General features: G+C 63.4%; 19 protein-coding genes. 17 read left to right on the forward strand and 2 right to left on the reverse strand.

The features are described from left to right. Positions 1 to 65 precede the first annotated feature (65 nt). The gene (locus tag K254_RS24985; protein ID WP_051389366.1) at positions 66 to 833 is read left to right on the forward strand and encodes a VOC family protein; all 768 of its coding nucleotides are present in this window, start codon (positions 66 to 68) and stop codon (positions 831 to 833) included. A 108-nt stretch (positions 834 to 941) separates the two neighbouring features. Here the strand turns inward: K254_RS24985 and K254_RS0118105 are convergent, their stop codons facing one another. Next, on the reverse strand, positions 942 to 1,418 hold the full coding sequence (locus K254_RS0118105) for a MarR family winged helix-turn-helix transcriptional regulator (RefSeq protein WP_026556548.1): 477 nt from the start codon (positions 1,416 to 1,418) through the stop codon (positions 942 to 944). A 132-nt stretch (positions 1,419 to 1,550) separates the two neighbouring features. On the opposite strand from K254_RS0118105, the gene K254_RS0118110 reads away from it, so the two are divergent. From K254_RS0118110 to K254_RS0118125, 4 genes are all read left to right on the forward strand, one after another. Next, positions 1,551 to 2,486: an SDR family NAD(P)-dependent oxidoreductase gene (locus tag K254_RS0118110; protein WP_026556549.1), complete on the forward strand. Its 936-nt coding sequence runs from the start codon at positions 1,551 to 1,553 to the stop codon at positions 2,484 to 2,486. A gap of 61 nt (positions 2,487 to 2,547) precedes the next feature. Next, positions 2,548 to 3,384: an amidohydrolase family protein gene (locus tag K254_RS0118115; protein ID WP_051389501.1), complete on the forward strand. Its 837-nt coding sequence runs from the start codon at positions 2,548 to 2,550 to the stop codon at positions 3,382 to 3,384. Between the two features lie 83 nt (positions 3,385 to 3,467). Continuing rightward, the gene (locus K254_RS0118120; protein ID WP_026556551.1) at positions 3,468 to 3,923 is read left to right on the forward strand and encodes a MaoC family dehydratase; all 456 of its coding nucleotides are present in this window, start codon (positions 3,468 to 3,470) and stop codon (positions 3,921 to 3,923) included. A gap of 70 nt (positions 3,924 to 3,993) precedes the next feature. Beyond that, entirely contained in the window at positions 3,994 to 4,752 is a 759-nt protein-coding gene (locus K254_RS0118125; RefSeq protein ID WP_035750336.1) for an SDR family NAD(P)-dependent oxidoreductase, read from the forward strand. Between the two features lie 212 nt (positions 4,753 to 4,964). On the opposite strand, the gene K254_RS24035 is transcribed toward K254_RS0118125, so the two are convergent. Continuing rightward, positions 4,965 to 5,984 (reverse strand): PaaX family transcriptional regulator, encoded by a 1,020-nt coding sequence (locus K254_RS24035; RefSeq protein WP_051389367.1) that lies wholly within the window; start codon positions 5,982 to 5,984, stop codon positions 4,965 to 4,967. Between the two features lie 378 nt (positions 5,985 to 6,362). On the opposite strand from K254_RS24035, the gene K254_RS0118135 reads away from it, so the two are divergent. From K254_RS0118135 to K254_RS0118190, 12 genes are all read left to right on the forward strand, one after another. Beyond that, positions 6,363 to 7,904, forward strand: coding sequence for an ABC transporter substrate-binding protein (locus K254_RS0118135; RefSeq protein ID WP_081710229.1), 1,542 nt, complete (start codon positions 6,363 to 6,365; stop codon positions 7,902 to 7,904). A gap of 117 nt (positions 7,905 to 8,021) precedes the next feature. Then, entirely contained in the window at positions 8,022 to 9,056 is a 1,035-nt protein-coding gene (locus tag K254_RS0118140; protein WP_155848620.1) for an ABC transporter permease, read from the forward strand. Between the two features lie 8 nt (positions 9,057 to 9,064). After that, positions 9,065 to 9,940, forward strand: a complete 876-nt coding sequence (locus K254_RS0118145; protein WP_026556555.1) for an ABC transporter permease — start codon at positions 9,065 to 9,067, stop codon at positions 9,938 to 9,940. Then, on the forward strand, positions 9,937 to 10,935 hold the full coding sequence (locus K254_RS0118150; protein ID WP_026556556.1) for an ABC transporter ATP-binding protein: 999 nt from the start codon (positions 9,937 to 9,939) through the stop codon (positions 10,933 to 10,935). Before K254_RS0118145 ends, K254_RS0118150 begins: the two co-directional genes overlap by 4 nt. Further along, positions 10,932 to 12,065: an ABC transporter ATP-binding protein gene (locus K254_RS24040; protein WP_081710230.1), complete on the forward strand. Its 1,134-nt coding sequence runs from the start codon at positions 10,932 to 10,934 to the stop codon at positions 12,063 to 12,065. Before K254_RS0118150 ends, K254_RS24040 begins: the two co-directional genes overlap by 4 nt. Further along, positions 12,062 to 13,363 carry a 2-hydroxyacyl-CoA dehydratase family protein gene (locus K254_RS24990; RefSeq protein WP_026556557.1) on the forward strand — a complete coding sequence of 434 codons (1,302 nt, stop codon included), beginning with the start codon at positions 12,062 to 12,064 and terminating at the stop codon, positions 13,361 to 13,363. Before K254_RS24040 ends, K254_RS24990 begins: the two co-directional genes overlap by 4 nt. A 37-nt stretch (positions 13,364 to 13,400) precedes the next feature. Beyond that, on the forward strand, positions 13,401 to 14,585 hold the full coding sequence (locus K254_RS0118165; RefSeq protein ID WP_026556558.1) for a 2-hydroxyacyl-CoA dehydratase family protein: 1,185 nt from the start codon (positions 13,401 to 13,403) through the stop codon (positions 14,583 to 14,585). After that, positions 14,582 to 15,820 carry a CaiB/BaiF CoA transferase family protein gene (locus K254_RS0118170; protein ID WP_081710232.1) on the forward strand — a complete coding sequence of 413 codons (1,239 nt, stop codon included), beginning with the start codon at positions 14,582 to 14,584 and terminating at the stop codon, positions 15,818 to 15,820. Before K254_RS0118165 ends, K254_RS0118170 begins: the two co-directional genes overlap by 4 nt. Further along, complete coding sequence (locus tag K254_RS0118175; protein WP_196811007.1) at positions 15,810 to 17,060, forward strand: CaiB/BaiF CoA transferase family protein; 1,251 nt, start codon at positions 15,810 to 15,812, stop codon at positions 17,058 to 17,060. The genes K254_RS0118170 and K254_RS0118175 overlap by 11 nt, the downstream gene beginning before the upstream one ends. Positions 17,061 to 17,100: 40 nt before the next feature. Next, entirely contained in the window at positions 17,101 to 17,907 is an 807-nt protein-coding gene (locus K254_RS0118180; protein WP_026556561.1) for an SDR family NAD(P)-dependent oxidoreductase, read from the forward strand. A 55-nt stretch (positions 17,908 to 17,962) separates the two neighbouring features. Then, positions 17,963 to 18,742, forward strand: a complete 780-nt coding sequence (locus K254_RS0118185) for an SDR family NAD(P)-dependent oxidoreductase (protein ID WP_026556562.1) — start codon at positions 17,963 to 17,965, stop codon at positions 18,740 to 18,742. 31 nt (positions 18,743 to 18,773) lie between these two features. After that, the gene (locus K254_RS0118190) at positions 18,774 to 19,073 is read left to right on the forward strand and encodes a hypothetical protein (protein WP_026556563.1); all 300 of its coding nucleotides are present in this window, start codon (positions 18,774 to 18,776) and stop codon (positions 19,071 to 19,073) included. Positions 19,074 to 19,078 lie beyond the last annotated feature (5 nt).

Below are 19,078 nucleotides of genomic sequence, written 5' to 3' on the forward strand. Positions count from 1 at the left end.
GTTCTAAATGAAAAGAACGTCCATCTCAGCGTGCAGGATTTCCCTCCGCACGAAGGAGCAGTCGCATGATCTACGAACTCAACCACTTTGGCATCTTGGTCGAAGACATCGAAGCGTCCCTGGACTTCTACCAGAAGCTGGATGCCAAGATCGTCTTCGACCACACCATTGACGGTCTACAGGTCCGGATTGTCTACCTCCAGCTCGCCGGCGGCATGATCGAACTCATTTTCGTTCCCGTCCCCAGCGAGGCGACCAGGTTTGGCATCGACCATCTGGCGTTCATGACGGACGACCTGGAAGGCGACTACGAGCGTCTGGTCAGGGCCGGCTGCTCGGGCGACCAAGCCCCGAAGAAGGCCGGCACCGGAAACGGGACGCTGGCGTTCCTGCGGCGTCCCGATGGTGCCCGGTTGGAACTCCTGGAACGGGACGTCGATTTCCGCGTCCCCGATGCCGGGACGGGCCTCGTCACGAGGTTTGACCACTATGCGTACCGGGTGGATGACCTTGCGGAAGCCCACGAATTCTTCACCAAGACCATCGGCATGGCGGCGCTTGAGGACATGTCGACGGCGGAGGGGTCCTTTTACAACATCGGCTACGACGTCCTCAGCCTGCGGACCTCGGCGGAGGAGCCCGATGCCTTTGAGCACTTTGGGCTTCGCGTCGACGACGTCGACAGGGCACTGGCGACGCTCGCCGAACGGGGCGTACAGCCCATCGCGCCGGCCGCGGAGACACCATCCGGCCACGGCCGGAACGCATTCCTCGCCGACCCCGACGGCGTCCGGATTGAACTGCTCGAGCGGCCCGAATCCAGCCACCCCTAGCAATCGGGCCGCGATGGCCCCACGAAGGAGGCGCCATCGACGGAAATGGCACTGTTTCGCCCACGGCAAATGCAGCAAGAGCGCAGAGTGGCGGCGACGGTCTGAGGTTTAGCCAATTCCGGCACCCCACAACGCTTTTCGGAGGAGCGCCTGGAGAGTCGCAGCTTCGTCCTGTTCGAGGGCATCCAGTGCCACGGACTCGGCCCGAAGTGCCGCTTGCCGGGCAGTTGCGAAAAGTCGGGACCCCTCGGCAGTCGTCGTAACCGTCTTGGCCCGCCGGTCCTGCTGGCCGGGAACCCGGGTCACGAGTCCGCGTTTTTCAAGTTCATCGATGAGGGCGACAATCTGGCTGGGATCCAGACTCAGGAACTCTGCCATCTCGCGCTGGGTGGGCTCCAACCCGCTGTGGGCAAGAGCCAGCACCGAGTATGAGCGTTCCTTGAGGTCGAATTCGGCCAGGGCCCGGTTGTTCACAATCGAACTGGCAGCGTGCAGCTTGGCCAGCAGGAAACCTATGTCCCGGCTGATTGAAGCGGCGACGAGCTTCCCCACCGCCTCGGTCAGCTGCTCACCATGGTTTTCCATGCGTCATCCCATTTCAAAATAGTTGCCAGAATATATCATTGACAATTACAACAATCTATATTCTCATGAATACAGAACAGCATCCCATGCCGGACGGCGGGATGTACAAGTTCAGCTAGCAAAGGAGCAGCCATGAGCCTGTCAGGAAAAGTAGCAATCGTTACCGGGAGCGGCCGGGGCCTCGGCCTGGCCTACGCTCGGGAACTCGCCCGCCAGGGCGCCGCCGTCGTGATCAACGACGTCGACGCCGAGGTGGCCGCTGACGCGGTCCGAACCATTGAGGCCGACGGCGGCCGCGCCGTCGCAGTAGTCGCCCCGGTGGGCAGCGCCGAATCCGCCCAGCAACTGGTGCGGACAGCCGTGGAGGTCTTCGGCCGGCTGGACATTCTGGTCACCAACGCCGGTATCCTGCGGGACAAGTCCCTGTTGAAGATGACGGATGAGGACTTCGACCTGGTCATCAACGTCCACCTCCGCGGCACCTTTACCTGTGCCCGCGAAGTGTTCGCGTACTTCAAGGAGAGCGGCATCGCCGGGCGCATCATCACGATCGGCTCGCCCACCGGGCAGCGCGGCAACTTCGGCCAGAGCAACTACGCTGCGGCCAAGGCCGGAATTGTCGGCATGGTGCGCACCTGGGCCCTGGAAATGAAGAAGGCCGGCGTCACTGCCAACGCCGTCATCCCTGTGGCCGCCACCGCCATGACCAAGACTGTCCCCTACTTCCAGAAGGCCGTTGAAGCGGACGAGCGCGGCGAGGCCATGCCGGCATTCTTCCGGCATGAGCTGGGCTTCGGCACCGCTGGCGACGTCGCAGGGCTCATCGCCTTCCTCGCCTCCGACGCCGCCGCCGGGATCACCGGCCAGGCCATCGGCGCCGGCGGGGACCGCCTGCAGCTCTGGACCCATCCCGAGGCCGCCGCCACTGAATACCGCGAGGGTGGCTGGTGCTATGCGGACCTCGTGGAGAACTTCGGCCAGCTCTTCGGTGACAAGCTCCAAAGCGTCGGCGAGGAATTCCTCCCGCTGCCCGAAGACCTCAAGCCCGAACCGGCAGAGGTCCGCTGACGTGGCCGCCCCCCAGCGCTACGAACTTGGCATCGACGCCGCGACGATCGATGCGATCGACATGCACGTCCACCTCGAAGTAGACGGCCACGGCCACGAATCTCTGCCGCCGGCCCTGACCGAGGCCTCCGCGAAGTACTTCAAGGCCGAGGACCGCACCCCGTCGCTGGACCGCATCGCCGAGGTCTACCGGGAACTGAACATGGCCGCCGTCGTGTTCACCGTGGACGCCCGGACCCAGCTCAAGCACGAGCCGAACAGCATCGAGGACCTCATCGCCGGGGCGGCCCGGAACAACGACGTGCTGATCCCGTTCGGCAGCGTCGACCCCCGGACCGGTACGGACGCCATCGCCGATGCCAGGCGTCAGGCCGTGCAGCTGGGCGCGCGCGGGTTCAAATTCCACCCGTCCCTGCAGGGCTTCGACCCGTCCAGCGAGCAGTTCTACCCGCTCTGGGAAGCCCTCCAAGAACTGGGCCTGCCGGCCATCTTCCACACCGGGCAGAACGGCATGGGCGCCGGCCTGCCCGGCGGGTACGGCATCAAACTGGCGTACTCCAACCCGCTGCTGCTGGACGCCGTCGCGGCGGACTTCCCCGGGCTGCAGATCATCATGGCCCACCCCTCGGTGCCGTGGCAGGACGAGGCCAACTCCATCGCCACCCACAAGTCCAACGTGTTCATCGACCTCTCCGGCTGGTCCCCGAAGTACTTCCCGGAGTCCCTCGTGAAGATGTCCAACTCGGCGCTGCAGGACAAGGTGCTCTTCGGCACCGACTTCCCGCTCATCACGCCGCAGAAGTGGCTGGCCGCCTTCGCGGACCTCCCGCTCAAGGACGAAGTCCGGCCCAAGATCCTCAAGGGCAATGCCGTCCGGCTGCTCGGACTGGACCGCTAGGAGGGCTCCGAGCACATCTCGACACCTATGGGGCACCCACCGCTCCGCCTGCCCACAGCAGAACACCAACTCAGGAGACAAAGATGCCCAACCTCGTCGTCGATTTCGACAAACTGCTGACCCTCGCCGGCACCGATCTCGGACTCACGGAATATCGTGAAATAACCCAGGAACAGATCAACAAGTTTGCCGATGCCACCGGCGACGACCAGTGGATCCACGTTGACCCGGAACGTGCCAAGGACGGCCCGTTCGGTGCACCGATCGCCCACGGCTTCCTCACCCTCTCGCTCATCATCCCGTTCTGGAGCGAACTGTTCGACGTCGATGGCGTCGCCACCAAGGTGAATTACGGGCTCGACAAGGTCCGCTTCACTTCCCCGGTCAAGGTCGGCTCCCGCATCCGCATGCAGTCCACCATCGCCGAAGTCACCGAGGTCAAGGGTGGCGCCCAAATTAAGGTGGCCAACACCATCGAGATCGAGGGGCAGGAACGCCCTGCCGTCGTCGCCGAATTCCTCGCCCGTTTCTACAAGTAATGGAAAGCGCGGCGGTAGGCCGAGGCCGAAACTGGACTCGGCCTGCCCTTCGAAGAAGGAATTGAAGAATATGGACCTTGGACTTGAAGGACGTGTTGCTCTCGTTACTGGTGCTGGCAGCGGAATAGGTCGCGCGGTGGCCGTCGGGCTCGCTCGTGAGGGTGCGGATGTCATTGTCGTAGACATCGACCCAGCGCGCTCGGACGATACCGCGCAAGCGATCGAGGAGGCGGGAGGAACTGCTCGCGCGATTGCCTGTGACACAACGAGCGAAGAGCAGGTCATGGCGTGCGCCCGCGAGGCTGCGGAATGGCGCGGGCCGGTCACAGCATTGTGTCTTGCGGCGGGTATCGGAGCGAGCGGCTCCATTGAGGATATGGACCTCACAACGTGGCGCAAGGTCATGTCGGTCAACCTGGACGGGCATTTTCTCACCCTCAAACACTTTGTCCGGCCCATGGTGGATGCTGGCGGAGGGTCGATTGTGACGATCGGATCGACCGGTGCACTCATTTCGCGGCATCCAGATTCGGCGGCAGTCTACGGCGCTTCCAAGGCAGGTTTGGTCCAGTTCACTCGCCACGTCGCGGCGCGTTATGGCAGCCAAGGTGTGCGCGCCAACTGCGTCCATCCCGGATCGACGATGACGAATTTCGGTGACAGCATATTGGGAGTGAAGGCGATGGGGCATCAGCCGGTCACCGCACCGCTCGGGCGCCGCGCAGATCCAGACGAGATCGCTGGCCCCGTCATTTTCTTGCTCTCCGGAAGGGCATCCTTCATTACCGGGCAGGCCATCGCCGTCGATGGTGGTCTTACAGCAGTCTGAGCCGGAATAGACCTGTGACAGCTGCAACCGGAGGCCAGCGCGCTCAGGGGTTGGGAAGAGCAACCCAAGAGGCGGGTCTATCCTGGCAGAACTGGGCTGGAAACGTTCGTGCGCACCCGTGAATCAGCGTATGAGCGGCGGTGGATAAGCGCGCCGAACCTGCCGTCATCCATCGCCACGGTCTCGGCGAACTCCACCGTCAGTTGGTGTGTTCATTCGTTCAATGCCGCCACTGGCGGCTCTTCCTCGTCCCACCCAGCGTTGGCCCATTCGTCGAAGTGGACGCAATTCCGGCAGGTGCGGACGCACTGGTCGCTCTCCTCAAAATTTGCTGTGGTGTGAGTGTGTACGAAGCCGGCGAGCTCCATGGACAGTTCTCCCACGACCTGTCGAACCCGCAGCGCCGCCAGCGCCGCCAGGCCGTCATACGACGACCTGAACAGTTCCCGTACACGCGCCCTTGGCCACGCTCCTGGCAGCACTTCATTGGGCAGGCCGGGATCGAGCTTGAGGAAGCGGCGATAGCTATCCGTCATGAGTGTCCGGACCCTAAAGGCGTCCTTGGGGGAAATCAGGCCGCCCTCCAGCACCTCGGGCACCCATGACCATTCACGGAGAAAATGATCATAGTTCTCCCGCAGTTCATCGAGCTTCCACGCAGAGCTGATTCCGGCGCGGCCAGCCGTCTGATGTTCCACGGAGGTAAACACGGAACCGTCATCCACCTCCAGTTCTTCCAAGACCGAAGCGGCACTCTCGATCTGCTCAAGTGGGGAGGCCCAGACGCCGTCGTACACCGGGGCGAAACCCAGCATCTTGAGGCGCATCCGCACGCGGTTGCGGGTTTCCCGCCGGCTTTCCGGCAACGAAAACATGCATAGGGTCCATTGGCCAGACCAGGGACGCTCTGCCCCGAACGCCATAATTGCAGAACCAACGTCCACCGCGTCGCGGGCCACCGGGTCGGCGAGGCGGTAATACGTACGCCGTCCTTGCTTCCTTGACGTCGTGACGCCTCGGCGCGTAAGGCGCCTAAGGGAGGCCCGCGCACTCGGCACACTCACGTCAAGATCCTCCAGCAGGCGGATCAGGGCCGAGGAGGGCAGGAACTCCGGCCGTGCAAGCCAGAAGTCCCCCAAGATTGTCACGATCAGATGCTGGGGATTCCGTCCCGACTGCCACCTGGGGAATCCGGGGGACTGGCCGGCAGGCTCGTCTGTGGACAATTGCATGGTCAAGTACTCCAGCGTCTGTGATGAGTGGGGGCAGGCACTGCCTTGTTTCAGTCGAGTGTAGCTTGAAAGAAATACAAATTTATGAGCGATCTATGCAGAAATGCATTACTAAAAGAAGCGGCCCCTTCCCCCGTCGCCCGCCAATGGACGTAGTCGTCGCCCCATGGCCCTTCGCGGTTCAGCTATTTGTAGGCGTTTGCTGGCAAGGAAGCCTTCGTGCGAGCCGGCTCCAGAGGATCAGGCCTCTATGGAGGGGGTGACGCGGGGCACTTGACGTGATTTACGCAACATGCGACAGTTAGCTAAGCGATCGTCTCAAATGAGTCGACATGGGTGTGACTCCGGTCGCCAGGAAGCCAATCACGAAGGAGTGAAATGAGAGCTCGCATGTTGCTCGGCGGCGCAGCAGGGATCACGGCAGTATTGCTGGCCGGTTGCAGCGCTTCGCCAGTGGACTCCGCGTCCCCCGATGCTCAGGTAAATCGCGATGCCACCATCAAAGTCGGCGTCACCAACCTGCAGTCATCGTGGGACGTGGCCAAGACCGCCGGATCGCTGGAAGTCCCGATCCAGAAGATGGTCTATGACGGACTCACGGGCCTGGATGAAAAGAACAACGTCATTCCGTCCCTTGCTGAATCCTGGAGCACTCCCGACGGCGGCAAGACTTACGACTTTGCACTTCGCGCAGGTGTCACGTTCAGCAACGGTGACGCCTTCGATGCGACCAGTGCCAAAGCAACCATCGACCACTACCTCACGGCTCCAGGCTCGACGGTTGCTGGCCAATTGTCCAACGTCCAGGAGGTGGACATTGTCAGCCCCACTCAGCTCCGGTTCGTCCAGAAGCAAGTGGATGTTTCGCTCCCTGCCGTCCTGAGCGACCGTGCCGGCATCATGATGGATGCCAAGGTTATTGGCGCCGGCGACTTTACGAAGCCGGTGGGCACCGGCCCGTTCACGCTCGAGAGCGCCCAGCCGGGCGTGTCCATCACCCTCTCCGCACAGCCGAAATACTGGATGCCCGACGCGGTGCGCGTCGCCGGCGTCACGATCACCCAGATCCAGGACCCGGTTGCCATGGCGAACGCGATCCGATCAGGCAGCGTTGACATGGGCATTGTTGGTGCGGCGCAGGCCGTGGATCTTAAGTCCGCTGCTGACATCCTCAGCACCTACCCCATCAAGGGGCGGCAGCTCAGCGGCATCACCTGGAACCCGGACCTGTACAAGCCCCTTGCCGACCAGCGGGTCCGCGACGCCCTGAATATGGCGATCGACCGTGAGGGCATCGTCAAGGGCGTGTTCCTTGGCCAGGGCGAGGCCGCTTCCCAGTTCCGCCTCGACGGCCTGCCCGGATTCAGCAGCACGGCGAAGCCGATTTCCTATGACCCTGAGAAGGCCAAGAAGCTCCTCGCCGAGGCAGGCTACGCGGACGGACTGTCCTTTACCTTCGTTGCTCCGGTGAAATTTGCCAAGGAAGCAGAGGCGATCCAGGCCAACTGGGCCACGATCGGCGTCAAGATCCAAGTCGTCAACCCTCCGGGCTCAGGACCCGCCGAAGCCCTGTGGTACAAGCCCAGCGCCGCCGCCGGGCTCTGGTCATTCGACGGGAAAAACGACCTGTCCAACGCCTACCAGCAGATGCTGCTTCCGACCGCAGCCTACAACCCGGGCAAGGTTGTTGACCCGAAGGTCACCGACCTGATCCAGCAGTCGGCGGGCACCGCGGATCCGGCCGCACGTGCGAAGGTTTTTGACCAGCTCGCCGAGATCACCTCGACATCGACCCAGGCGAACACGCCCGTCGCATGGGTCTACCAAGTAGTGGCCTACTCCAAATCCCTGGTGGGCGTGAAGCCGTGGGCGAGCGGATTCCCCATTCTCACCGGTGTGGGCGTAGCAGCGAGTAAGTAACGGCAGCCGGCCCGGGGAAGCACATTCGAAACGCGTGTTCCGAGCGGTCCCGGGCCGACAAACCGCATCCATGAAGAGAGATTGCCGTGATCAAGATCGAGAAGTGGTGCTGACGCCATGACGCCGACAACAGACCTATCCGTAAGCCCGGCCCTACGGGAGCCGAAAAAGCAGCCAACACCTGCCAAGCGCCGCATACCCGTTGCGGGCCTGCTGCGCAGCCTGGGTTCCCGCCTCCTGCGGTCGTTGCTCCTGTTTGGCGCTGTCACGCTTACCGTGTTCGGATTGTCTGCCCTTATCCCGGGCGACCCGGCCGTTTCCCTCGCCGGAGAAGGCGCGACGCCGGAATCGATCGCGGCCATCCGTGAGCAGCTGGGGCTCAGCAAGCCCTGGTTCGAACAGTATTTCTCTTGGATGAACGGAGTGGTTCACGGCGATCTCGGAACCTCGTTCTTTTACCACACGCCGGTCTCCGGGCTTTTGATGGGCAGACTCCCCGTGACCCTGTCCCTCGCGCTCTTCGCCATCATCGCCGCTGTCCTCTTCGGCATCCTTGCCGGAATGTTGGCGGCCACCCGGCGCGGCAGGCTCGCTGATAAGATCACCACCGTTTTGTCGACGGTGGGGATCGCAACGCCAAACTTCTGGGTCGGAATGATCCTGCTGATCCTCTTCTCCCTGAACTGGCGCGTATTTCCGGCGGTCGGCTACACGCCGATCACCACCAACGCCGTTGCATGGTTTATGCATCTGGTCCTTCCGGGTGTGGCGCTGGCTGCGGCCGCCGGCGCCGAGCTGCAGCGCCAGACTCGGAGCAGCGTCTCGGAAATCCTCTCGCAGGACTACATCCGCACGGCCAGAGCGCAAGGCCTGACCCGGCGGAGGGTCCTCTGGCAGAGGGCACTGAAGAACGGCGCGCCTCCGTTGGCCACCGTGGTTGGTCTTCAGGCGGCAGTCCTCCTCGGCGGAAGCGTGGTGGTGGAGAAAGTATTCAGCATCCCGGGCCTCGGAACGTTGGCCATCGATTCGGTCACGCTGAAGGACCTGCCCGTTCTCCAGGGCGTGGTACTCCTCAACGCCTGCTTCGTGATCATCATCAACTTTGCGACGGACATCATATACACCGTCCTCAACCCAAAGGTGCGTGTCTAGTGAGCGTCATGGCGCAAAGTGCAGTGCGGAAGTCGCCGCGCCGCGTGAACCCCAACCGCTTCTCAGCCCGCCTGAAGAAGCAGCCGATCGCGATGGCCGGCCTGGTGGCCCTGTGCATCCTGGCCACGGTCGCCCTCATCGCCCCGTGGGTCACTCCGTACGATCCCTACGCCCCGGACCTCAACGCGGTGCTGCTTCCCCCCGGATCGCCAGGGCATCTGTTCGGAACCGATGAACTGGGCCGCGACGTGGCCAGCCGCCTCCTCATAGGTGGGCGGGTGTCCTTGATCGCAGCACTCCAAGGCACCGGTATTGCCTTGGTCGTTGGCGTGCCGCTGGGTCTGGTGGCCGGTTTCTTTGGCGCCTGGATCGATAAAGTCATCATGTTTTTCACCGACGCCGTCATGAGCTTCCCGGCCCTGTTGCTCGCCATGGCGATTGCGGGAATCCTCGGCCCAAACCTGACGAACGCGATGGTGGCCATCGGCCTCAGCACCGCACCAAGGGCCATCCGGTTGGTGCGCGGATCGGTGCTCAGCATCCGCGAAGAGACCTACATTGAAGCCGCGCGGAGCATCGGCACTCCGTCATATCAGATTGTTTTCCGCCACATCATGCCCAATGTCCTGGCACCACTGGTGGTCTTCGCCGCCATCCTCGCCGGCACTGTCATGTTGATCGAAGCCGGACTGAGCTTCATCGGTCTGGGAGTCCAGCCTCCGGAGGCAAGCTGGGGTGCGATGCTGGGCAGCGCCTTCAATTACATTTCCCAGTCGCCTTGGTTGGCGGTCTTCCCCGGTGTCTGCATCGCGATTAGCGTTCTGGCACTGAATGTCCTGGGCGATGGTGTCCGGGATTCGATTGGAAAGAAGGTACGTCGATGACCGACGCAAAGGACGCGCTGCTGAGCGTCGAGAACCTCCGGCTTGAAATCGACTTCAACGGCGCATGGACGCCCGTGGTTGACAACGTCTCCTTCTCGGTCCGGCCCGGGGAGACCCTGGGCCTCGTCGGTGAATCCGGCTCCGGGAAAAGCGTATCGGCCATGTCGCTCATGGGATTTCTGGGGCGGCAGCGTGGCCAGCGCGTTTCCGGCACGGCGATGTTCCAGGGGAGGGATCTCCTCCGCCTCACCGACCGCCAACTGGAAAGCATGCGCGGGAACGACATCGCAATGGTGTTCCAGGAACCCATGACCAGCCTCGACCCTGCTTTCAAAGTGGGCCACCAGATTGCGGCCGGCATCCGCGTCCACCAGGATGTGACTGCTGCGCAGGCCAAGGAACTGGCCATCGAGGCCATGGACAAGGTGCGGATCCCCAACGCACGCGTCCGGGCTGAAAGCTACCCGCATGAATTCTCCGGCGGCATGCGCCAGCGCGTCTTGATCGCCATGGCCATAGCAAACAACCCGTCGATGCTCATTGCCGACGAGCCCACCACAGCCCTCGACGTCAGCGTTCAGGCGCAAATCCTGGCCCTTCTGACCGAGATGAAGGAGGACCTGGGGCTTGCGATGATCTTCATTACCCACAACATGGGCGTGGTTGCCGATGTCTGTGATCGCCTGGCCGTGATGTATGCAGGGCAGATCGTCGAAGAAGGGGATGTCTTCGAGACTTTTGCGGCCCCCCAGCACCCCTACACCAACCGCCTGTTGGCAGCCATGCCGAGCATCACCAGCCGGCGAGGGAGCCTCGAATGGATCCCGGGGTCTCCGCCACGGCCCACGGATTTCGTTACCGGGTGCAGGTTTGCACCGCGCTGCCGGCACCGCCTCGAGTCGTGCGAACTGCCGACAACCCTGCTGGAGATCTCACCGGGGCGTTCGAATCGTTGTTTGCGGGGAAATACCTGGATGCAGGAGAACGAATCATGAGCACGGACAAAATAGTGTTGCAGGCCGAAGACCTCAAGGTCTCCTTCCCGGTCCGCCGGGCCGGCCACTCCACCACAGTGCAGGCGGTCCGCGGGGTGGACATTAGACTTCGCGCCGGTGAGACGCTCGGCCTGGTGGGGGAGTCGGGCTCCGGAAAATCGACGCTGGCACGCGCCCTGATGCGGCTCATCCCGTCAGAAGGGACCGTGAAGTTCGATGGCCTGGACGTCTCGCACCTGAAGTCCGGCGCATTCCGCAAGGAGCGCAAGCGGATCCAGATGGTGTTCCAGGACCCCTATTCATCGCTCAACCCTTCGCTGACGGTGGGGGCGAGCATCGCCGAACCGCTGAAGGTCCACACGAAGTTGAGCAGCGCGGAGCGTGCCCAACGGATCAGTGAGGTGCTCACCCTGGTGGGCCTGAACGCCGATTACGCAGACCGCTACCCGGACGAGTTCTCCGGAGGCCAACGGCAGAGAATAGCCATCGCCCGGGCGATTGTGCTCAATCCCGAGGTGTTGGTGTGCGACGAAGCAGTCAGCGCCCTAGACGTATCGACCCAGAACCAGGTCATCAACCTGCTGGAGGAACTCCGGGACAAGATCGGTTTGTCCTACCTGTTCATCTCGCACGATCTGGCAGTCGTTCGCCACATTTCGGACTACGTCGCTGTCATGTACCTCGGCGAGATCGTGGAGGAAGGACCGGTGGATCGAATCTTTGAAGCCGCTGCTCACCCCTATACGCAGGTCCTGCTGAACGCTGTTCCCGTACCGGATCCCGTGGCGCAGCGGGCGACGACGAAGCTCCTCCTGCGAGGCGACATTCCCGATCCCACAAACCCGCCCAGCGGATGTGCCTTCCACCAGCGGTGCCCGTTCGCCATGGCCATCTGCGCACAGACGGCGCCGCCGAAGGTGGAGATCCCCGGCGGCGGCGCCGCCAAGTGCCACCTGCATACCAGCGGGCCGGTCCTGGCCGGCCGGCCGATCAATTCCTTGACGGAGGCCGAGATAACAGCTGAAACTGCCACCGGGAAAGATGGTTCGGCGGGGGAATCCCTGGCAGCAGCCAGTATGCCCGCGCCCAGCCGCGTGACGGTGCCGGGCCGCCCGGAGTCGTCGCTGTGACCGGCCTGCAGTCGGTTCCCCTCGCCGAGGCGAAGGCCGCCCCGGCATGGAAGGGTGCGCGCAGCAAGAAGCGACTCGCGTCCTCGGCCGAGGCCACGGCCCTGAACCGGGCGTACACCGCCCGGATGTGGCAGGACATCGCCAACGGTGAGTCGTTTGTCTTCGGCTACGGTCCCATGGAGCTGTTCAATGCGATGGACCTCTATCTGGTGCTGCCCGTCCAATATGGATCGGTCATGGCAGCCAAGCAGCTTTTTGAGCACTACCAGGGAGCCATCGATGACCGGGGCTACTTCCGGTCCCTCGCCAACTACGAGAGCCTGCCGCTGGGCTACTGCTTCAATCCTGATCCTGAGACCGCACCCTACGGCGGACTGCCCAAGCCTTCTGCCATCGTGGGCGGCTACATGACCGAGCCGGCTATCTACGAGCTGTACGCGCGGGAATTCGGCTCGCCCATTTACCTGATGGATGACCCGCACCGCCAAGCTTCGGTTCCTCCGCGGTGGTGGGAGGGCCGCGACTGGCGCAATGAGGACATGATCAACTTCAACGTGCGCGAGTTTGAAGGCTGCGTCCGGTTCCTCGAGTCGGTCACGGGCAAGCCCTACAGCGAGACGCGCCTGCGTGAATACCTCCGGCGCGCCGACGAGATGGCCGAGTACTACTGGAAAATCACGGACCTTGCCTACAAATCGGCTGGCCCGGCGCCGTTCACCGCATCCGAGGCCTATACGGAGGTGGGCATCTTCGAGACCCACTTCGGACACGAGTGGGCACTGGACCACGTCAAGGGCATGTACCGGGAGGTCAAGGATAAGGTCGAGAATCGCGAGGCAGCCGTCGAGGGAGAGCGGATTCGTCTCCTCTGGGGCGGAACCCCGCTCTGGTTCAACCTGGGTTTCTACAACGCCTGGGAGGAAAGCCACGGCGCGATTTTCGTCGAAACGATGTACCTTCCCCGGGCGCAGCGCATGATGCAGCCGGACCGCAGCAATGCCCTCCGCGCGGCATACCTGCGCCGCCACATGAAGTACACCGGCCCGAGCCCAAAGTCAGCGGCAGAGCTCGTGGTGGCCCAATCGCGCGATTACCGCATCGACGGCGTCGTGCTCCCCGCCAGGGGCGCTACCCGCGAAAGTTCAGCGAGTTCGCGATTCATGGCCGAGGCCCTCCGCCGTGAGGGCATCCCCGCCCTGTTCTTGGACTACTCGCCGTTCGACAATGCGGCCTGGGACGAGGAAGCGATGCGCGCCCAGGTCACCGAATTCATTGAGCAGATCGAGGGGTCCCGATGAAAAAGGCCGTTGCCCTCCCAGAATTGGAGCTGATTCCGTGACTGTCCTCAGTCTTTTCCGGCAGGTCGTGGAGAACCGGTTTGATCCGGACGCGCTCGATTCACTGGTCTCTTTCGGGGGCCGTCCGGTGATCGGCTTCCTTGACACCGGCTTCCCCGAAGAGCTGGCCATCGCGGCCGGCTTCCAGCCCATGCTGCTGACCGGCGACCCCCGGTCGGGCACTGGCACCGCCGATCCCTACCTTGACCTCTCGGCCCCGGACCGCGTGCGCCACCTCATCGAGGCGATGGTCACCGGCCGCTACGACTCCGTCGATGTGCTCTGCGTGACAGGTGGCGACCGCTGGCTGGCGAACACGCACGGGTTCCTTGAGGCTTACCGGCAGATCTCCGCCACCCCGGACTTTGGCGACGTGTACTACCTCGAGCGTGTGCGCGGCACCTACCGGGAGCACCGAGACTACAACCTGCACCTCCAGCGGGAGTTCCGGTCCTATCTCCAGGACCGCTCAGGCGCTGCGATCGACGACGACGCCCTCGCGGCTGCGATCACACTCACCAACGAGACCCGGTCGCTGCTGCGTGCGGTCTCCGCGCTTCGCAAGCAGGACGCCCCCCGGATCTCCGGCACGGACGCGCACACCATCACCGTGGCGTCGATGCTCATGCCGAAGCCGGACTTCAACGATGCGCTCCGGCAGTTCCTGGCCAGCGAGGTGCCCACGGCCGCGGCGCAGTCCCCGGGCTTGAAGCGGGTCTTCCTGTCTGGCAGCTCGCTGGACCACGGAAGGCTCCACGAAATCGTGGAGGCGCTGCCTGCCGTCGTGGTGGGCGAGGACACCGAGTTCGGCGACCGCTACGCCCAGGCGCCGGTGGACCCGTCCATCGATCCGATGGAGGCGATCGCGGACCGCTACACCTTCAAATTCCCTGAGCCGTGGGCCTTTGGGGTGAAGCGGAGGGTCGGATTCAGGACCGATGCTGCAGTTGCCGCACGCGCCGACTGCGAGGTCTTCCTGCACTTGGCGAACGACACGTCGGTCGGGTGGGACTTCCCCGACCAACGGCGGGCACTCCAGGAACGGGGCATCCCCGTTCTTGCCCTGGCCGATCAGGACTATGCGTTCGCCGACGCGCAGGCCATCTCCGAAAAGGTCGCGGAGTTCCTCTCCCGGCTCCACGGAGAACACAACACCATGAGGAAGGCAGAGGCAGAGGCATGAATAAGGGACTTCTGAGCGGAGCCCGGGCTCTTGATTTGACGGATGAGACTGGTTTCATCTGCGGCAAGGTTCTTGGCGAGCTTGGCATTGATGTGGTCAAGGTTGAGCGGCCCGGAGGTGACGCCTCCCGGTTGATCCCGCCGTTCCACCAGGATGTGCCCGGGGTGGAGCGCAGTCTTTATTGGAAGGCGTTCAACACCGGCAAGCGCGGCATCACGCTCGACATCGAGAACCCCAAGGGGGCGGAAGTTTTCCGCGAGCTGGTGAGCCGGGTCGACTTTGTCATTGAGTCCTTCGAACCCGGCTACCTCCAGCGGATAGGCCTCGGCTACGAAGCACTCCGCGCCATCAATCCGAAGATCGTGATTGTCTCCATCACACCCTTCGGCCAGAAGGGTCCCTACAGTCACTACAGGAGCTCTGAACTGATCGCGATCGCAATGAGCGGGGTCCTGAACAACACCGGAGACCCCGACCGGCCCCCGGTGAAGGAATCGCTGGACTCGGGCCTCTTCCACGCTGGGGTCTCGGGAGCGTTGGGGGGCGTGATGGCGTATTACCATTCGATGATCGCCGGCGAGGGGCAGCAGGTCGATGTCTCCGTCCAGGAGGTGGCCGCCAGCCGTCTGACGTCCTCGATTCTGGCCTGGGACCTTGAACGGGTATCCCTGGCTCGTGATGGCCACAAGTCGCAGATGGGCCCGACCTCGACCGACTGGTTCTGGGCATGCAAGGACGGCCACCTGTTCTGGCACATGCTCGGCGGGGCGTTCGGCGCCCCCGCGAACCAGGCGCTCTCGGACTGGATGGACGAGTACCTTGACGAGAATCCGCTGCGCGAGGTCCGGGACTGGATGAAGTTCGACAAGGCCGGCATTGCGCAGGAGCAGTGGAACCGCTTCGCTTCCGCGATCGGACCATTCTTCCTGAGATTCACCAAGGACGAGATCCGTGAACAGAACCTGAAGCGTGGCACGAACGCCACCGTGGCCAACGACCCCCACGATCTGCTCGAGAGCGAGCAGCTGCGCGGACGCGGCTACTGGACCCACCTGGACGACCCGGTGCTCGGCGACCTGAAGTTCCCGAAATACTTCTTCCAGTCCCGCGACACCGAGAACTTTAGCCTCACGGCGGCCCCCCAGCTTGGGGCGGACAACGAGGAAATCTACCGGAACGAACTCGGCCTGACGTCCGAGCAGATCGATGAACTAAGGAATGCACATGCCATCTGAACCCACTTCTCAGGCACCGTCGGCCATGGGAGCGCTTGCTGGAGTCAAGGTGCTCGACTTCGGCTGGGCGATCGTGGGATCGCTGACTGGCAAGTTCCTGGCCGATCACGGGGCCGAGGTGATCCGCGTTGAGTCCGCCTCCCGCCCTGACATGACCCGTGTGGACCGCCGCTACTCGAAATCTTCACAATCCAGCCTCGATGACAAGCCGTGGTTCGCGCACTTCAACACCTCCAAGCACAGCCTGTCGCTGGACCTGAAGAACCCCCGCTCGCGTGAGCTGCTCGACCGCCTGATCGCCTGGGCCGACGTCGTGAACGAGAACTTCACTCCGGGAACTTTGCAACGGCTCGGACTGGACTATGACTACATGAAGACCATAAACCCGGACATCATCTTCATCAGCGGCAGCCTCTTCGGCCAGACCGGCCCGCTCGCGGAGGAGTGGGGCATCGACGGCACCGGTGCGGCCATTTCGGGACGCCTCAACCTGACCGGCTGGCCGGACCGCGTGCCCGTCACCCCGAGCTCGGGCATCTATGGCGACTACGTTGTGCCGCTGATGAACGCCACGGCGGTGGTCGCGGCGCTGGCGCACCGTGAGAAGACGGGGTTGGGCCAGTATATGGAAGCGAGCATGTTCGAAGTCACGGCACAGGAGATCACACCCGCCGTGCTCGACTGGCAGTCCAACGGCCGCCTCGCGGGGCGCACCGGCAACCGCGTGTCGAACGCGTCCCCACACGGCGTGTTCCCTTGCGCCGGCGATGACCGTTGGTGTGCGATCGCTGTGTTCTCAGACCAGGACTGGAACGATTTCGTGGCCGCCATCGGCGGCCCGGACTGGGCCGCAGACAGCCGGTTCGCCACATTCGAGGCCCGGAAGGCAAACGAGGACGAGCTCGAGCGCCTTGTTGCGGAATGGACCTCCCCCCGCGACCCCCACGAGGTGATGGCGTACCTGCAGGAGCGCGGTGTCCGCGCCGCCGCTGTCCAAGGCCCGGCAGACATTATCGACAACGACCCGCAACTGCGGGAGCGGGGATTCCTGCAGACCGTCGAACATTCGGTCCTGGGGCCATTCGGCCACCAGATGCCCCCGTTCAGGCTCAGCGCGACGCCGGCCCAGCTGCGCCCGGCCCCGAACATGGGCGAGCACAACGAGTACATCTGCACCGAACTGCTCGGCATGTCCGACCCCGAGTACATCGAGCTGCTGCTTGAGGACGTGTTCCGCTGACGCGGAGCCCACAAATTTCGTTGATGAAGGGAAACAAGACATGGATCGTCTAACTGGCAAAACCAGTATCGTGACCGGCGCCGGGGAGGGCATCGGGCGCGCAATCGCCCGGATGTTCGCACGCGAAGGAGCTCAAGTTGTCGTCGCCAACCGCAACGAGGCGAATGGCAAAGAGACCGTCGAACTCATCAAGGACGAGGGCGGTGAAGCCACCTTCATCCGCACGGATGTCACCGACACCGATGATGTGAAGCGGCTGGTCGAACAGACCGTGGCCGTCTATGGCAAGCTCGACGTGCTCTGCAACAACCACGGTGTCTATGGCCTGGACACACGCGAGATCAGTGACCTGCCCGAAGAGGACTGGGACCTGATGATGGACACCAACGCCAAGGGCGTATTCCTCACCACCAAGTACGCCGTCCCGGCGATGCGCGAGGCAGGTGGAGGCTCCATTATCAACATCTCCTCGATTGCGGCCCTCGCCAAGTCCGCGCAGCCGGCCTATGCAGCTTCCAAGGGAGCGGTGAATGCCTTCACCAAGGGCGTCGCCACGCAGGTGGCCGAGTTCAATATCCGTGCGAATGTGATCTCGCCGAGCTCCATCGAGACCGACCGCCGCACGGAGGTGGCCGACTCCGCCAAGTACAAAAACGATTTCCAGGCCCATACCTCCGAGGACGAAGCGGCCGGGCACGTTGAGATCATCAACCGCGTGCTGCCCGGCTTCGGCGAGCCGGATGACATCGCCTACGCCGCGGTGTACCTCGCGTCGGACGAGTCCTCCTATGTCACCGCCACCGTCATCCCCGTCGACGGCGGCACCACCCGGACCCGCACGGACTAGTGCGGCGGCAGGTTTGTCCAAGTTTGTGCAGCAACAGAGCTAAGTGAGGGATTGAATGAACAGGCTCCAGGGAAAAGTCAGCATCATCACCGGCGCCGGCAGCGGCATTGGTCGTGGCATCGCGCAGAAATTCGCCGAGGAGGGCTCCGCCGTCGTCGTCGCGGATGCGTCGCCCGCCGGCGGGGAAGAGACCGTCGAACTCATCCGGGAAGCCGGCGGCACTGCCAACTTCCAGCAGGTGGACGTCACCAATGCCGAGGATGTGGAGCGCCTCGCCCAGGACACGATCGGGCGCTACGGGGAGATTTCGGTGTTGGTGAACAATGCCGGCATCTCCGCAGGGGACACCCTGCGGATCCACGAGGTCACCGAGGAGGTCTGGGACCGCATCATGAATGTGAACCTCAAGGGCGTCTTCTTCTGCTGCAAGTACGTGCTCCCGGCCATGCTGGAGCGCGGCGGCGGCTCGATCGTCAACATCGCCTCGGCGGCGGCGCTTGGAATGGGCCCCCGCGCTGCATACGCGGCGTCCAAGGGCGGCGTGGCTTCGCTGACCCGCAGCATCGCCTTCCAATACGGCGAATACAACATCCGTGCCAACGCCATCTGCCCCGGCCCAGTGGATACCCCCATGAGCCGTGCAGCGCGCGCAAATGGCACTTACAAGCAGGCGCCGATCGTCGACCTCGCGATTGACCGCAGGGGCCAGCCCGAGGATATCGCCTACGCTGCCCTGTACCTGGCATCGGATGAGTCAAAGTACGTCACCTCGGACATGATCCTCGTCGACGGCGGCGCCATGCGCCTCCGCGCCGAGCAGTTCCGCAACAACTGAATCCCCTACCAAGAATTGAGCAAGGAAAATCATGTCCACCATCAGCATCACCCCCGGACAGCGGCTGTACAGCGCCGTTTCGACGGCAGAGATCATCGTTGTCAAGGCCGCGTCAGTTGAGCTTGCCTGCACGGGCGAGTCCATGCTCGCTGCCCGGCCAGAGTCAACAACCTCGGCAGAGTCCGATGTTGCTGTCCAGCTCGGCAAACGATACTCCGACGAGGAGAGCGGTTTGCTGGTGTTGTGCACCAAGGGAGGTCCCGGTCCGTTGACGGCCGACGGGCGCGTGATGAACGAACTCCAGACCGCGGCCCTTCCCTCCTCGGACTGACGACC

Source organism: Arthrobacter sp. 35W (assembly GCF_000482545.1).
Classification (GTDB): Bacteria; Actinomycetota; Actinomycetes; order Actinomycetales; family Micrococcaceae; genus Specibacter.

What these genes read in the sequence shown, in the direction of transcription:
- K254_RS0118105 (WP_026556548.1), bottom strand. Translation starts at nt 1,418, where the DNA reads ATGGAAAACCATGGTGAGCAGCTGACCGAGGCGGTGGGGAAGCTCGTC.
- K254_RS0118170 (WP_081710232.1), top strand. Translation starts at nt 14,582, where the DNA reads ATGAATAAGGGACTTCTGAGCGGAGCCCGGGCTCTTGATTTGACGGAT.
- K254_RS24985 (WP_051389366.1), top strand. Translation starts at nt 66, where the DNA reads ATGATCTACGAACTCAACCACTTTGGCATCTTGGTCGAAGACATCGAA.
- K254_RS0118175 (WP_196811007.1), top strand. Translation starts at nt 15,810, where the DNA reads ATGCCATCTGAACCCACTTCTCAGGCACCGTCGGCCATGGGAGCGCTT.
- K254_RS24035 (WP_051389367.1), bottom strand. Translation starts at nt 5,984, where the DNA reads ATGCAATTGTCCACAGACGAGCCTGCCGGCCAGTCCCCCGGATTCCCC.
- K254_RS0118190 (WP_026556563.1), top strand. Translation starts at nt 18,774, where the DNA reads ATGTCCACCATCAGCATCACCCCCGGACAGCGGCTGTACAGCGCCGTT.
- K254_RS24040 (WP_081710230.1), top strand. Translation starts at nt 10,932, where the DNA reads ATGAGCACGGACAAAATAGTGTTGCAGGCCGAAGACCTCAAGGTCTCC.
- K254_RS0118185 (WP_026556562.1), top strand. Translation starts at nt 17,963, where the DNA reads ATGAACAGGCTCCAGGGAAAAGTCAGCATCATCACCGGCGCCGGCAGC.
- K254_RS0118115 (WP_051389501.1), top strand. Translation starts at nt 2,548, where the DNA reads ATGCACGTCCACCTCGAAGTAGACGGCCACGGCCACGAATCTCTGCCG.
- K254_RS0118145 (WP_026556555.1), top strand. Translation starts at nt 9,065, where the DNA reads ATGGCGCAAAGTGCAGTGCGGAAGTCGCCGCGCCGCGTGAACCCCAAC.
- K254_RS0118140 (WP_155848620.1), top strand. Translation starts at nt 8,022, where the DNA reads ATGACGCCGACAACAGACCTATCCGTAAGCCCGGCCCTACGGGAGCCG.
- K254_RS0118135 (WP_081710229.1), top strand. Translation starts at nt 6,363, where the DNA reads ATGAGAGCTCGCATGTTGCTCGGCGGCGCAGCAGGGATCACGGCAGTA.
- K254_RS0118180 (WP_026556561.1), top strand. Translation starts at nt 17,101, where the DNA reads ATGGATCGTCTAACTGGCAAAACCAGTATCGTGACCGGCGCCGGGGAG.
- K254_RS0118120 (WP_026556551.1), top strand. Translation starts at nt 3,468, where the DNA reads ATGCCCAACCTCGTCGTCGATTTCGACAAACTGCTGACCCTCGCCGGC.
- K254_RS0118125 (WP_035750336.1), top strand. Translation starts at nt 3,994, where the DNA reads ATGGACCTTGGACTTGAAGGACGTGTTGCTCTCGTTACTGGTGCTGGC.
- K254_RS0118150 (WP_026556556.1), top strand. Translation starts at nt 9,937, where the DNA reads ATGACCGACGCAAAGGACGCGCTGCTGAGCGTCGAGAACCTCCGGCTT.
- K254_RS0118110 (WP_026556549.1), top strand. Translation starts at nt 1,551, where the DNA reads ATGAGCCTGTCAGGAAAAGTAGCAATCGTTACCGGGAGCGGCCGGGGC.